At 66.4% G+C, this 14,127-nt stretch carries 10 protein-coding genes; 6 read left to right on the forward strand and 4 right to left on the reverse strand.

The features are described from left to right. The first annotated feature begins 206 nt into the window (after nt 1-206). Together ACTT2I_RS12900 and ACTT2I_RS12905 are read left to right on the forward strand one after the other, a co-directional pair. Entirely contained in the window at nt 207-2,288 is a 2,082-nt protein-coding gene (locus tag ACTT2I_RS12900; protein ID WP_070425673.1) for a carbon starvation CstA family protein, read from the forward strand. After that, nucleotides 2,288-2,512 (forward strand): YbdD/YjiX family protein, encoded by a 225-nt coding sequence (locus ACTT2I_RS12905; protein ID WP_019183464.1) that lies wholly within the window; start codon nt 2,288-2,290, stop codon nt 2,510-2,512. The genes ACTT2I_RS12900 and ACTT2I_RS12905 overlap by 1 nt, the downstream gene beginning before the upstream one ends. Before the next feature lie 140 nt (nt 2,513-2,652). Here the strand turns inward: ACTT2I_RS12905 and ACTT2I_RS12910 are convergent, their stop codons facing one another. The 4 genes from ACTT2I_RS12910 to ACTT2I_RS12925 form a co-directional block, all read right to left on the reverse strand. Beyond that, nucleotides 2,653-3,789 carry a DUF3103 family protein gene (locus tag ACTT2I_RS12910; protein WP_421099205.1) on the reverse strand — a complete coding sequence of 379 codons (1,137 nt, stop codon included), beginning with the start codon at nt 3,787-3,789 and terminating at the stop codon, nt 2,653-2,655. A 265-nt stretch (nt 3,790-4,054) separates the two neighbouring features. Beyond that, nucleotides 4,055-5,305: a DUF819 family protein gene (locus ACTT2I_RS12915; protein ID WP_088434533.1), complete on the reverse strand. Its 1,251-nt coding sequence runs from the start codon at nt 5,303-5,305 to the stop codon at nt 4,055-4,057. Nucleotides 5,306-5,419: 114 nt separating this feature from the next. Further along, entirely contained in the window at nt 5,420-6,748 is a 1,329-nt protein-coding gene (locus ACTT2I_RS12920) for a sensor histidine kinase (protein WP_421099204.1), read from the reverse strand. Beyond that, nucleotides 6,738-7,439 (reverse strand): response regulator transcription factor, encoded by a 702-nt coding sequence (locus ACTT2I_RS12925; RefSeq protein WP_070470405.1) that lies wholly within the window; start codon nt 7,437-7,439, stop codon nt 6,738-6,740. The genes ACTT2I_RS12920 and ACTT2I_RS12925 overlap by 11 nt, the downstream gene beginning before the upstream one ends. A 112-nt stretch (nt 7,440-7,551) precedes the next feature. Between ACTT2I_RS12925 and ACTT2I_RS12930 the strand changes: the two genes are divergently transcribed. From ACTT2I_RS12930 to ACTT2I_RS12945, 4 genes are all read left to right on the forward strand, one after another. Continuing rightward, nucleotides 7,552-9,279 carry a glycosyltransferase family 39 protein gene (locus ACTT2I_RS12930; protein ID WP_421099408.1) on the forward strand — a complete coding sequence of 576 codons (1,728 nt, stop codon included), beginning with the start codon at nt 7,552-7,554 and terminating at the stop codon, nt 9,277-9,279. Nucleotides 9,280-9,380: 101 nt separating this feature from the next. Beyond that, nucleotides 9,381-10,151, forward strand: coding sequence for a phosphatase PAP2 family protein (locus ACTT2I_RS12935; protein ID WP_421099203.1), 771 nt, complete (start codon nt 9,381-9,383; stop codon nt 10,149-10,151). After that, nucleotides 10,148-11,800, forward strand: a complete 1,653-nt coding sequence (locus tag ACTT2I_RS12940; protein ID WP_421099202.1) for a phosphoethanolamine transferase — start codon at nt 10,148-10,150, stop codon at nt 11,798-11,800. Before ACTT2I_RS12935 ends, ACTT2I_RS12940 begins: the two co-directional genes overlap by 4 nt. 175 nt (nt 11,801-11,975) lie before the next feature. Continuing rightward, complete coding sequence (locus tag ACTT2I_RS12945; protein WP_443096687.1) at nt 11,976-13,970, forward strand: M2 family metallopeptidase; 1,995 nt, start codon at nt 11,976-11,978, stop codon at nt 13,968-13,970. Nucleotides 13,971-14,127 lie beyond the last annotated feature (157 nt).

Raw genomic sequence — 14,127 nt, forward strand, 5'->3', positions numbered from 1 at the left:
CTGCCTACAAGATGGGCGCGCGGGCCCCGCCGGCCAACCGCCACGCCCGCAACCGATTGTTCCAAGCGTGATGTTCCGACGACGTGCACGGGCATGGGCCGCGCCCACCCTACGACCAAAGTACTAGCGGCAAGCCCCCGCCATTGCATTGACCCGGTCAGTGCCAAGGCGGACTCTTACGACGATCTCCAGGGAGACGCAATCTCATGAAAGGTTTTTCGAAACTGGGTTGGGCCGTCATCGCACTGCTCGGCGCCTTTTGTCTCGGCACTGTCGCGCTGCGCCGTGGTGAGCCCATCAATGCGCTGTGGATCGTCGTCGCTGCGGTCTCCATCTATCTCATCGCGTATCGCTTCTACAGCCTGTTCATCGCCGACAAGGTGATGCAGCTCGATCCGACCCGGGCCACGCCGGCGGTGATCAACAACGATGGCCTGGACTACGTCCCGACCAACAAACACGTGCTGTTCGGCCACCACTTCGCGGCGATCGCGGGCGCAGGCCCGCTGGTCGGTCCGGTGCTGGCCGCGCAGATGGGCTATCTGCCCGGCCTGCTCTGGCTGGTGGTGGGTGTGGTCGTGGCGGGCGCGGTGCAGGATTTCATGATCCTGTTCCTCTCCAGCCGCCGCAACGGCCGCTCGCTGGGCGATCTGGTGCGCGAGGAAATGGGGCCGGTACCCGGCACCATCGCCTTGTTCGGTGCCTTCCTGATCATGATCATCATCCTGGCGGTGCTGGCGATGGTGGTGGTCAAGGCGCTGGCCGAAAGCCCCTGGGGCATGTTCACGGTCATCGCGACCATGCCGATCGCGATCCTGATGGGCGTGTACATGCGCTACATCCGCCCGGGCAAGATCGGCGAGATCTCCGTGGTCGGTCTGATCCTGCTGCTGGCCGCGATCTGGTTTGGTGGCAAGGTCGCCGCCGATCCGGTCTGGGGCCCGGCCTTCACCTTCACCGGCATCCAGATCACCTGGATGCTGATCGGCTACGGCTTCGTCGCCTCGGTGCTGCCGGTGTGGCTGCTGCTGGCCCCGCGCGATTACCTCTCCACCTTCCTCAAGATCGGCACCATCGTGGCGCTGGCGATCGGCATCCTGATCGTCATGCCGGAACTGAAGATGCCGGCCCTGACCCAGTTCGCCGCCAGCGGCGACGGCCCGGTCTGGAAAGGCGGAATGTTCCCGTTCCTGTTCATCACCATCGCCTGTGGTGCGGTCTCCGGTTTCCATGCCCTGATCGCCTCGGGCACCACCCCCAAGCTGCTCGCCAATGAGCGCCACATGCGCTACATCGGCTACGGCGGCATGCTGATGGAATCGTTCGTCGCGGTGATGGCGCTGGTGGCCGCCTCGATCATCGATCCGGGCATCTACTTCGCCATGAACGCCCCGGCGGCCGTGATCGGTCCGGATGCGGTGTCCGCTGCGGCCTACATCAGCAATACGTGGGGCTTCATCATCACCCCCGAGCAGCTGGAGGCCACGGCCGCGGCAATCGGCGAACCGACCATCCTGCACCGCGCCGGTGGCGCACCGACGCTGGCGGTGGGCATCGCGCAGATCCTGCACGAGGCGATCCCGAGCGGCAGCAACGCGATGATGGCGTTCTGGTACCACTTCGCGATCCTGTTCGAAGCACTGTTCATCCTCACCGCGGTCGATGCCGGTACCCGTGCCGGTCGCTTCATGCTGCAGGACCTGCTGGGCAACTTCATCCCGGCCCTGAAGAAGACCGAATCGTGGACGGCCAACATCATCGCCACCGCCGGTTGCGTGGCGCTGTGGGGCTACCTGCTCTATACGGGCGTGGTCGATCCCTTCGGCGGCATCCAGACCCTGTGGCCGCTGTTCGGCATCTCCAACCAGATGCTGGCCGGTATCGCGCTGATGCTGGGCACCGTGGTGCTGTTCAAGATGAAGCGTGACCGCTTCGCCTGGGTCACCGGTGTGCCGGCGGTGTGGCTGCTGATCTGCACCACGTATGCGGGCCTGATCAAGATCTTCGACAAGAACCCGGCGCAGGGCTTCCTGGCCCAGGCGCACAAGTACCAGGATGCGATCGCCACCGGCACCCTGACCGCGCCCGCCAAGACCGTCGGCCAGATGCATCAGATCGTGGTCAACGCCTACGTCAACACCGGCCTGACCGTCCTGTTCCTGTTCGTGGTGTTCTCGATCCTGTTCTATGCGATCAAGACCATCTTCATGGCCCGCCGCACGCCGCAGCGCACCGACAAGGAAACCCCGTACGTGGCGCTGCAGCCGCACCAGATGGCGGACCTGTAATGAGCACCGAACTCGTTCCTGCCGGTCAGTACCAGGCCCACCGCCGCATCTGGCGGCGCCTGGTGCAGACCGCGCGGCTGTGCTGCGGTATTCCCGACTACGACAACTACGTTCGCCACGTGCTGGAGAAGCATCCGGACCGCGTGCCGATGGACTACAAGACGTTCTTCCGCGAGCGCCAGGAGGCGCGTTACAGCGGCAAGAACGGGGGACGCTGCTGCTGACGCCGCAGCGTGCGCATGGTCCCGGCCGCGGGTTGGGACACAGATGAACAAACGGCGGCGCGAAAGCGCCGCCGTTTTTTTCAGACTGCGATCGACACTGCCTGCGGCCGTCCTCAAGCGGAACCGGCCAGCTGCCGGCACTACTGGAGCGTGAGGGGGCTCAACGTCACCTGTGCATTGTTCGCCGCGCCCATCCTTCCGGTATAGCGCTGACCGCGCTGGAGCAGGTAGAAGCTGTCCAGGTAGTCGGTATCGTTGGTGAACCAGCCGCTAGGCATTGCCTTGAGAATCGCGCCGCCGATATCAGCAATCACCGCATACTCCGGGGCGAAGGCACCCAGCGCCAGTTTCACGCCTTCAGTGAGGGCGATCAGCAGGTCTTTGTAATTGGTGTCGCCATCGTCTTCGAACAGTTGCACGTTGGCGGTGTCGAACCGGTAATTGCCCCAGATCACCAACGGCTGGCCCGGGGTGTAATCGGTCTTGTCATGGTCCAGATACGGCAGTGACACCGTGGCCATCTCCGGCTCTGCCGTGTCGATCTGCAGCCCGGACACGACCGCGAACACTTCGGCGCCGCCCAATGCCCACGGCTCGCCGTCATTGACCAGGCGGATGCGGTCGAGCCGGGTGACATCCAGAGAGCTCGCTCCATTGGCAGTCACCGTGAGGCGATCTGCCGACTGCAGCCCCCTCGCCTGCAACCCTGCATTGATCAGCGCCATGCCTTCCTGCACCGCCTGACCTGTGTCGATGTCCACGATCAGCACCGGGAAGGTCGGGGCTATCTGCGCGTCCAGCAGATGCTGACGTCCGTGCCGGTCGTAGGCGACCATCGACGTCCAGGTGCGGTCGTCTCCCGTGGGCAGCACCGCTACCCAGAGATCGGCAGGCGCCACCGCGCTCAGCACCTGCCCAGCAGGCACGAAGCTGCGGACCTGCAGCAAACTGCGCGCACCGGCCGGCAAGCCCTTGTACTGGCGGACCGGGCCATCGCGTCCAGCCAGCGTGCGCGCCGCCAGGCTGCTGCCATCCGGATCGGCCTTGGCCATGACCGAGGTCAACGGCAGCCCGCGATCGGGGTGCGCCGCCAGCGCATCGACCACGGCGTCGGCCAATGCCGGCTGACCGAGCCACGCCGCCACATCGCGCGCACTCGCCTCCGTCACCGCATGCACGTTGCCACCGTCGCCCGGTGCGGCCTGTACGGGCAGTACAGAAGCAATCATCAGTACGCCGGTGGTGACCAGCGACATCCAGGTTCCCTTCGTCTTCATCGCATTCCCTGATGGGCGCCGACTGCCATCGACAGATGGGTTCCATGCCGTGCGCGCCCGGCGCAAGGCACAGTGCATGGCGCCGGACCTTACGCGGCGGTATCAGGACGATCCGGCACCTCTTTCACACTTCATGACAAATGAAGCCATTTCTGACAGCTGGACGTGACGGTGATCCCAGACCTTTCGCACCTCAGCGGCACGTCGCCCAAAAAAGAGGCGGCCATCAAGGCCGCCCCGGGAGTCAACAACTAGGAGCGCCTGCTTACGCGCCCGCCATCCACTTCAGGATCAGCCCGGTCACATAGGCCAGGCCGGTGCCGGTGGCATAGCCCACGGTGCCCAGCAGCACGCCAACCGGCGCCAGCGACGGATGGAACGCCGCGGCGACCACCGGTGCCGACGCCGCCGCACCGATGTTGCCCTGCGAGCCGATCGCAAAGAAGAACAGCGGCGCGCGCATCAGTTTGGCGGCGATCCACAGCACCAGGATGTGGGTCAGCATCCAGATCGCGCCCAACGCGAACAGCCACGGGCGGTCCAGCAGCGAGAGCAGGTCCATCTGCATGCCGATGCAGGCGATCAGGAAGTACAGGAACAGCGTGCCCAGGCGCGAGGCACCGGCCGACTCCAGGCGGCGCGCGCGGGTGAAGCTCAGGCCCAGGCCGAGCGCGGTGGACAGCAGGACCACCCAGACGAACGCGCTGTCCAGGCTGAACTGGCTGGCCCAGCTGACATTCGCCTTGAACCAGCCGCTCAGCGGTGCGGCGATGGCATGCGCCAGGCCGACGCCACCCAGCGCCACGCCGACGATCACCATCAGGTCGGTGAGGCTGGGGATACGTGCGTTCTGCGCCTCGTAGGCGGAGATCCGGGCCTTCATCTCATCGATGGCGCGGGTATCGGCGCCGTTGCGCGTATCGATCTGCTGGGCGCGGTTGGCCAGGAACAGCAGCACCGCCATCCACAGGCTTGCACAGGCCACATCGACCACCGCGAACTGGCCGAAGGTGGTGGCATCGGTACCGAACACTTCGCGCATCGCCACCATGTTGGCGCCGCCGCCGATCCAGCTGCCGGCCAGGGCGGCCATGCCCTTCCAGGTGTCACCGGCCACCGTGGCCGGGTGGATCCAGGACATCGTCTGGAACGACACGATCGCGCCGAGGATGATGCCCAGCGTGCCGGCGCAGAACACCACCAGCAGCTTCGGGCCCAGCTTCATGATGCCCTTCAGATCGATCGAGAGCGTCAGCAGCACCAGTGCCGCTGGCAACAGCACGTCACGCGCGATCGGGTTGTACAGCGAGGTGTTGTGGCCGTCGATGAGGCCGGCGGTGTTGTAGATGGCCGGGATGAAGTAGCACAGCAGCAGCGCCGGCACCCACGCGAAAATCTTCTTGAGCAGTGGGGTCGGGCCACTGGCGGCCCAGAAGATCACGGCCAGGGTGGCGGCGATCAGGCCGAGGCCGACGATGTCATTGGTGATCAGGGCAGTACTGGGTTCGGTCGGCATCAAGCCATCCTCTGTCGATCGAAGGGATAAAAAAAAGCGCCGCATAGAGCGGCGCCCGTGGAGCTTAACATTGTCTTCACGACGCCACACTTTGCAGTGCAGCGCGCGGGCCGATCACGACGCGGGTAGTGATGCGCCTTGTTGGTGACCCGGCAGCGAAGCCCCCAGATCGAGGATCACACACGTCCCTCGCGGCACACAGGGTTCGATCTGCAGCGCCCAGCCCAGGTGCTCACAGAGCCGGGCGATCAGTTCCAGGCCGATGCCGCTCTGCTCATTGCGGTCGCCGCGTGCCATGCGCGCATGGACGGCGGCGATCTCTTCCGGACTCATGCCCAGCCCGGGGTCCTGCAGGGTCACCACGGCCTGATCGGAGACCTGGATGTGGATGGTGCCGCGCCCGCTGTTTTCGATCGCATTGCGCAGCAGATTGCCGATCGCGGCCTGGACCACGCCCAGCGGCGCGACGATGTCCACGCGCGCAAGTCCGTCGATCTCGATGCGCAGGTCCTTGTCGCCCATCAGATGGCGATGGTCTTCGATGATGTCCGGCACCAGCAGATCGAGCGGAATGCGCTCACCCAGTGCGGCCAGCCGTGCCGGGTCGCGCGCCAGCACCAGCAGTAGCTGGATCAGCTGCTCCACCCCCTGCGCGGTACGGTGCACGCGCTGCATCTGCTGGCGGGCGCGCTCGGGGATGTCCTGCTGGCCCAGCGCCAGCTCGGAGGCACCGGTGATCACCGCGATCGGCGTGCGCAGCTCATGGCTGGCCGTGCTGATGAAGACCCGCTCGCGCTCGACGAACTGTTCGTTGCGCGCCAGGTAGTCGTTGAGTGCGTTGGCGATGACATACAACTCCGAACTGGCACGCGGATCCACCTCCACCCGCTGCCCGGGAACGCCGGGCCGCAGCTCGTCGATGCGTCGCGCCAGCGAGCTCAGCGGCCGTACCAGCCGGCCGACACCGAAGGAGGCCATCAGGACGGTGACGATGATCATCAGCACGCCGGCCAGCAGTACCCAACGCGTGGCGAACTGCTCCAGCTCGTGGAAGTCGTTGATGTCCAGCACCAGCGCCAACCGCCCCAGCTGCGTGGTTTCGCGCACCATCACCGCGCTGGCGCGACCGTTGACCTCCACACCATCGTGCAACCCCGGGTGCAGCGTGCGCAGGCTTTCCGGCACCGCCGGGCTGCCGTCGATATAGAACAGCCGCAATGTGTCCGAATCCTGCCAGCGGTAGTGCGGCTCGTGTTCGATGTGGTTGACGATGCTGTCCAGCTCGGAGTTGAGCAGCGCGCGCCATGCCGAATGCTCGGCATGTTCATGCACGTAATTGCCCACGCTGAACACCGCCAGCGAGATCAGCGCCAGATAGCCCAGCAGCCACCACACCATGCGCCGGTGCATGGGCGATGGCGTAGGCGTGCGCTTACGCCACATTGTCGTCAGCACCGGCCGCGGACACGCCGAGGCGGTACCCGACCCGCGGCAAGGTGTGGATCAGCTTCTGCTGGAACGGGCCATCCACGCTGCGGCGCAGTTCGTAAACATGCGAGCGCAGCAGGTCGCCATCGGGCAGCTCATCGCCCCACAGCGCGAACTCCAGTTGCTGGCGGGTCACTGCGCCGGGGCTGGCGCGCATCAACACTTCCAGCAGCTTGCGGCAGGCCGGATACAGGTGCAGCGGCTTGCCATCGCGCTGCGCTTCCAGCGTGGCCAGATCCAGCTTGAGGTCGGCCACTTCCAGCAGCTTGCGCGGATTGCGCCCTTTGGCGCGCACCATCAGCGCTTCAAGACGTACTTCCAGCTCGGGCAGTGCGAAGGGCTTGGTCAGGTAGTCATCGGCGCCCGCGCGGAAGCCGGCGATCTTGTCCGGCAGTTCGTCGCGCGCGGTGAGCATGATCACCGGCACTTCCGAGCCGTGGTCGGCACGCAGCCGGCGCAGCACTTCAGGCCCCTCCATGCGCGGCAGCATCCAGTCCAGGATCAGCGCGTCATAGGGCTGCGACACCGCCAGGTGCAGGCCGGTCACGCCATCGGGCGCGACGTCCAGCACGTGGCCCCGCGATTCGAAATAATCGAATAGATTGGCAACCAGCTGACGGTTGTCTTCAATGACCAGCAACCGCATGGGACACTCTCTTGACCGGTTGGGCGCATGGTAGCCGGAACCGTGTCGGAATCTGGTCGCAATGGGGTGGTTACGACGCTTTTCCTACGCTGTCGGGGAGACAGTGGCTGTTTTGCCGGTGAGCTTGGGCGTGACCGAATCCCTCTTCCTGCGGCGCTGGCCGCGTGTGCTGGTGTGCCTTGCCCTGCTGCTGGCGCTGGCGGCGGGCATCGGCTTGCGCCAGCCCTCACCGCCCGATGAACCCCGTTTCGTGCTGGCCGCGCAGGCCATGGTCGAGTCCGGGCAATGGCTGCTGCCGCACCGGGGCAGCGAGCTGTACGCCGAAAAGCCGCCGGTGTTCATGTGGATGCAGGCCGCCAGCCACCAGTTGTTCGGCGGCTGGAGCATCGCGTTCCTGGTGCCATCGCTGCTCGCGGCGCTGCTGACCCTGTGGCTGACCTGGGACCTGGGGCGGCGCCTGTGGAACCGCCGCGTCGGGTGGTGGGCCCTGCTCGCCTTGTTCAGCTGCCTGCAGTTCGGCCTGATGGCCAAGCGGGCGCAGATCGACATGGTGCTGGTGGCCATGACCACGCTGTCGCTGTGGGGGCTGCTGCGCCACCTGCTGGAAGGCCGCAACCGGCCCGCGCTGTGGCTGGCCGGCTTCGCCGCCGGGCTGGGCACGGTGACCAAGGGCGTGGGCTTCCTGCCGCTGCTGGTGCTGCTGCCGTTCGCCGCCTGGCGCTGGCGCGCGCGCGGCGCGGCGTTGCCGGCCGGCACCGCCCGCGATCTGTGGTGGCTGCTGCCCGCGTTCCTGCTCGGCACGGCGGTCTGGCTGGCACCGCTGGGCGTTGCCCTACTGCACTCGGCCGACCCCGCCCTGCACGCCTACGCACGCGAACTGCTGTTCAAGCAGACCGGCACCCGCTACGCCAACGCATGGCACCACGTGAAGCCGGCCTGGTACTACCTGCAGGTGATGGCGACCTTGTGGCTGCCGGGCAGCCTGTTGCTGCCCGCCCTGGTGCCGGCATGGTGGCGCCGCCTCAAACGCCTGGATGGACGCTGGTGGCTGCTGCTGGGGTGGTCGCTGCTGGTGCTGGTGTTCTTCAGTGCCAGCCCGGGCAAACGCGAGGTCTACATCTTCCCGATGCTGCCCGCGTTGTGCCTGGCCGCCGCCCCGCTGCTGCCCGGGCTGCTGCGCCGGACCGGCCTGCGCTGGCTGCTGTGGGCGTATGTCGCCGTGCTCGGTGTGGCGGCGTTGTATGTCGGCACCCAGTTGTGGTCGGCCAGCACATGGGCGCACGTGCAGCTGGCGCGGCGCGCGATGCCCGACACGCTGCTGCCCGTGCTTGGCGGCTGGCTGATCGCCTTCGGCGCGGTGTTGCTGGCGCTGGCCTTGTGGTGGCGCCAGCGCCGGGCAGGCGCACTGGTGGTCGCGGCGGCCTTCCTGCTCTGGAATCTGTACGGCTGGGTCCTGATGCCGACCCTGGACCCGTACAGTTCCGCCTCGGCCGTGATGCAGCGCGTCGGCAAGCGGATCGGGCCGGAGGCCGAGCTCGGCGTGGTCGCCTGGCGCGAACAGAACCTGCTGCAGGCCGACCGCCCGGTGACCGATTTCGGCTTCAAGACCCCGTGGGACCAGCAGTGGCAGGCCGCCGGCCCGTGGCTGTCACACGCGCCCCGGCAACGCTGGCTGCTGGTGCTCGATGAAGCGATCAGCCCCTGTGTGGACCCGTCGGCGGTGATCGAGATCGGCAGCGCCAACCGCAACCGGTGGCTGCTGTTCCCGGGCACCGCCTGGCAGGCCGACTGCCACGCCGCCGTGACCGCCACCGACACCGCACAGGACGAGGAAGACTGAACGGCAGGCCGCGCTTAACCGGCGGCCAACATCGCTCCGACCACTCTCCGACACTCCGCTGACGACCATGGCGCCGGAATCTCCCGCCGGCCCTTTCGTCCATGTTTCCAGCGTCCACCGTTGCGCTTTCTTCCCTTCCCGCCGCCGCAACCACGCCGCGCTTCGTCCGCGCCCATCTCTGGCTCCCGCTGGCCGTGACACTGTTGGCCAGCGCGGTGCTGATGGGCGCCGGTGGCGACCAGTGGCTGGCCGATCAGCTCTATCGACTCGAAGGGCAGCAGTGGGCGCTGCAGAACGCCTGGGTCACCACCCACCTGATCCACCAGGCCGGCAAATGGGCCAGCAGTGCAGCGGCGCTGGTGGCGATCATGCTGTGCTTCCACGCCTGGCGCAGCGAACGGGCCGCCGCGTGGCGCTGGCCGCTGCTGTACCTCGTGCTCGCGGTCGCACTGGGCACCGGCGTGGTCTCGTTGCTCAAGTCACTGACCAACATGGATTGCCCGTGGGATCTAGCCCGCTATGGCGGCAGCCGCGAGTTCATCGGCCTGTTCGCCACACGCCCAGCGGGGATGCCGCGCGGGGTGTGCTTTCCGGGCGGGCATTCCAGCGCGGGGTTTGCATGGGTCAGCCTGTACTTCGTCGCCCTGATGATGCGCCCGGCCTGGCGCTGGCGCGGTCTGGCCGTCGGCCTGCTGGCTGGCGGCCTGTTCGGGGTTTCGCAGCAGCTGCGTGGCGCGCACTTTCTGTCGCATGACCTGTGGACGTTGGCCACCTGCTGGGCGGTCTCGCTTGGCCTGTACCTGCTGATCGAACCGGTGCGGCTGCGCGAATGCAGCACTGCACCGGTCAGCGCGCAGGGAGAAGCGGCATGAGCACCACCCTTCCGCGCGCCTCGCGCTTCCCGGCGCTGGCCACCCTGCGTGGCTGGCGCCCGCAGTGCACCACCGAAACCCTGATCCTGCTCACCAGCGTGTTCTTCGCGGTGGCCTGCAACGGCCTGTTCTGGCACAGCGCGATGGCCACGCACCCGGGCAGCGTCGGCTTCGCGCTTTCGCTGTTCCTGTTCCTGGTGGGGGCGCACTGCCTGCTGATGGGGCTGCTGGTCTGGCGCTGGAATGCCAAGGTGGTGCTGAGCGTGTTGCTGATCGGCACCGCACTGGCGGCCCACTACATGAGCAGTTACCACATCTATCTGGATGCGGACATGCTGCGCAACGTGCTGGCAACCGACCACAAGGAAAGCCGCGAACTGATCACGCCCACCTTGATCGCCCCACTGCTGCTGTTGGCCCTGGCGCCGATGCTGCTGCTGTGGCGCGTGCAGCTGCGCCGGCGCACGCTGGGAAGGGCGCTGCTGTGGCGCATGGGCTTCCTGCTGCTGTCGGCCCTGATCGCCTTCGGCGGGGCGATGCTGTCCTTCCAGGAGATGTCCTCGCTGATGCGCAACCAGCGCGAGGTGCGCTACCTGGCCACCCCCGGCAACGTCCTGCTCGGCCTGCCCAAGGCGCTGCGCGGCGACAACCCGATCCAGCGCGCCCCGAAACTGCCGATCGGGACCGATGCCAAGGCCACCCCGCGCGCGGTCGGCAGCCGCCCGCGCCTGTTGGTGATCGTGATGGGCGAAACCGCACGCGCACAGAACTGGGGCCTCAATGGCTATGCCAAACAGACCACGCCGGAGCTGGCCCAAGCCGGAGTGATCAATTTCCCGGACATGCATTCGTGTGGCACCAGCACCGAAGTCTCCCTGCCCTGCCTGTTCTCGCCCTACGGACGCCACGACTACGACGAAAAGAAGATCCGTGCGCACCAGTCGCTGCTGCACGTGCTGGATCACGCCGGCATCGCCACGCTGTGGCGCGACAACCAATCCGGTTGCAAGGGCGTGTGCGAGGGCCTGGAAATGCAGCCGCTGGATGATGCCAAACACCCGACGCTGTGCGCCAACGGGCGCTGCATGGACGAGATCCTCATCGACGATCTAGCCACCCAGGTCCGCGCCAGGCCCGGTGACCGCGTGGTGGTCCTGCACCAGCTGGGCAACCATGGGCCGAGTTACTTCGAACGCTATCCGGCGCGCTTCCGCCGCTTCACCCCGACCTGCGATACGCCGGACCTGGGCAAGTGCAGCCGCGAGCAGATCACCAACAGTTACGACAATGCGCTGCTGTACACCGATCACCTGCTCTCGCGCACGATCGGCACACTCAAGGGCATGGACGACTACGACACGGCGATGATCTATCTCTCCGATCACGGCGAGTCGCTTGGCGAGAAAGGCCTTTACCTGCATGGCGTGCCCTACGCGATCGCCCCGCAGGAACAGACCCGGGTACCGATGACGATGTGGTTCTCGCCCTCGTTCGCGGCCAACCGCGGGCTCAACCTGGCCTGCGTGCGGGCGCGCGCGGGCAAGTACACCGACCACGACAATCTGTTCCCGTCGGTGCTGGGGCTGATGCAGGTCAAGACATCGGTGTATGAGCGTGACCGGGATCTGTTTGCTGGGTGCGAGGTTTGAGGACGTCCGCGCTTTGGTGATGGTCCAGCGTCCGGGGCGGAAAATCGCCCGCTTTTCGCCTTCCAGTTGAGGCGAAGCAGGCCATACCGTGGCGGGACCGTGCTGCCCTGCCCCTTGCGGTGTGCCCGGCGCTTCACTAGCCTTCGCCGGTCTGTCACCACCCAAGGATGTGCCCGTGAACCACCGCCCGCTCCTGCTGGCCCTGGCAGTCAGTGCTGCCGCACTGACGCTGGCGGCCTGCCAGAAGGAACCGTCCCCCACCGATGCACCGGCCACGGGCACCACCCAGTCCAAGGAAACCGCGGACCAGTTCATCGCCCGCGTCAACGCCGAGTACAAAGCCATGTACCCGGAAATGACCTCGGCCCAGTGGCTGTCTTCGACCTACATCAATGACGATTCCGAGCGCGTCGCGGCCAAGGCCAACGAACGCTGGCTGACCGTGCTCAACGGCTGGATCGCCCAGGCCGGCCAGTACGACGGCCAGCCGATGAGCGAAGACACCAAGCGCCAGATCCACCTGCTCAAGCTGATGACCTCCATGCCCGCCCCGCGCGACCCGGCCAAGCTCTCCGAGCTGACCCGCATCGCCAGCCGCATGGAAGGCGCCTATGGCTCGGGCAAGTACTGCACCGACGAAACCAACCCGCAGAGCTGCCGCCAGCTCGGCGACCTGGAGCAGGTGCTGGCCCGCAGCCGCGACTACGACAAGCAGCTCGACGCCTGGCAGGGCTGGCATGGCACGACCAAGCCGATGCGCGCCGATTACCAGCGTTTCGTCAGTCTGGTCAACGAAGGCGCCAAGGAAATGGGCTTCGCCGATGCCGGCCAGATGTGGCGCAGCGGCTATGACATGCCCGCCGACCAGATCGGCCCGGAAACCGACCGCTTGTGGGACCAGGTCAAGCCGATGTACGAGCAGCTGCACTGCTACGCACGCACCAAGCTCGATGCGACCTATGGCAAGGACAAGGCCGAGGTCAATGGCGGCCTGATCGCCGCGCACCTCACCGGCAACATGTGGCAGCAGGACTGGTCCAACCTGTGGGACCAGCTGGAACCGTATCCCGGCGCCGGCAACCTGGACATCACCGCCGCGCTGGAAAAGCAGTACCAGACCAACCTGAGTGGCGCCCTGGCCAAGGCCGGCAGCGGTGCCAACGTCGAAGCGCTGTACAAGGCGCAGCGTGAGGCCGAACTGCGCACCGCCAAGCAGATGACCGAGCGCGCGCAGGATTTCTACGTCTCGCTGGGCATGCCGGCGCTGCCGAAGTCGTACTGGGACAAGACCCAGTTCATCAAGCCGCTGGACCGTGACGTGGTCTGCCACGCCAGCGTGTGGGACATGAACATGGACGGCGACGTGCGCACCAAGATGTGCATCAAGCCGAACGAAGAGAACTTCACCACGATCTACCACGAGCTGGGCCACATCTATTACGACCTGGCCTACAACCCGCTGCCGCCGTTGTTCCAGGGCGGTGCCAACGATGGCTTCCACGAAGCGATCGGCGACACCATCGTGCTGGCGATGACCCCGCAGTACCTCAACTCGATCGGCCTGGTGGACACGCCGCAGGAAAGCCGTGAGGCGACCATCAACGCGCAGATGCGCATGGCCCTGAGCGGCGTGTCGTTCCTGCCGTTCGGCCTGATGATCGATCGCTGGCGCTGGGGCGTGTTCGACGGCTCGATCACCCCGGACCACTACAACCAGGCGTGGTGGGACCTGAAGGCCAAGTACCAGGGCGTGGCCCCGGCCAGCGCGCGCGGTGAGGAATTCTTCGACGCGGGCGCCAAGTACCACGTGCCGGGCAACACCCCGTACACCCGCTACTTCCTGGCGCGCATCCTGCAGTTCCAGTTCTACAAGGGCCTGTGCGACGCCTCCGGTTACAAGGGGCCGCTGCACCAGTGCAGCTTCTACGGCAACAAGGAAGCCGGCCAGAAGTTCTGGGCGATGCTGAGCAAGGGCGCCAGCCAGCCGTGGCAGGCGACGCTGAAGGAAATCACCGGCGGCGACAAACTCGATGCCGGCCCGATGATCGAGTACTTCACCCCGGTCAACGAGTGGCTCAAGCAGCAGAACCAGGGCCAGATGTGTGGCTGGCAGGTGCCGGCCAGCACGACGGCCGCGGCCGCGGCGGCGCCGGCAACGACCAAGCAGTAATCCAACGCGCAACCCTGGCAATCAGGAAAGGCCGACAGCGATGTCGGCCTTTTTCTTTGCTTCCGCCCCGTCCGCTCATCCGCGCAACGCGTGAGCCGGTTCACAGTCCGTGCTCGCGGGCCTCTCGCCAAGCATTGCGTGAAAAAGTGATCCAATG

This window comes from Stenotrophomonas sp. PUT21, assembly GCF_052232875.1.
Lineage (GTDB): Bacteria > Pseudomonadota > Gammaproteobacteria > Xanthomonadales > Xanthomonadaceae > Stenotrophomonas > Stenotrophomonas maltophilia_N.

Coding starts and splice junctions, on each gene's coding strand:
- ACTT2I_RS12900 (WP_070425673.1), top strand. CDS start 207: ATGAAAGGTTTTTCGAAACTGGGTTGGGCCGTCATCGCACTGCTCGGC.
- ACTT2I_RS12905 (WP_019183464.1), top strand. CDS start 2,288: ATGAGCACCGAACTCGTTCCTGCCGGTCAGTACCAGGCCCACCGCCGC.
- ACTT2I_RS12910 (WP_421099205.1), bottom strand. CDS start 3,789: ATGAAGACGAAGGGAACCTGGATGTCGCTGGTCACCACCGGCGTACTG.
- ACTT2I_RS12915 (WP_088434533.1), bottom strand. CDS start 5,305: ATGCCGACCGAACCCAGTACTGCCCTGATCACCAATGACATCGTCGGC.
- ACTT2I_RS12920 (WP_421099204.1), bottom strand. CDS start 6,748: ATGTGGCGTAAGCGCACGCCTACGCCATCGCCCATGCACCGGCGCATG.
- ACTT2I_RS12925 (WP_070470405.1), bottom strand. CDS start 7,439: ATGCGGTTGCTGGTCATTGAAGACAACCGTCAGCTGGTTGCCAATCTA.
- ACTT2I_RS12935 (WP_421099203.1), top strand. CDS start 9,381: ATGTTTCCAGCGTCCACCGTTGCGCTTTCTTCCCTTCCCGCCGCCGCA.
- ACTT2I_RS12940 (WP_421099202.1), top strand. CDS start 10,148: ATGAGCACCACCCTTCCGCGCGCCTCGCGCTTCCCGGCGCTGGCCACC.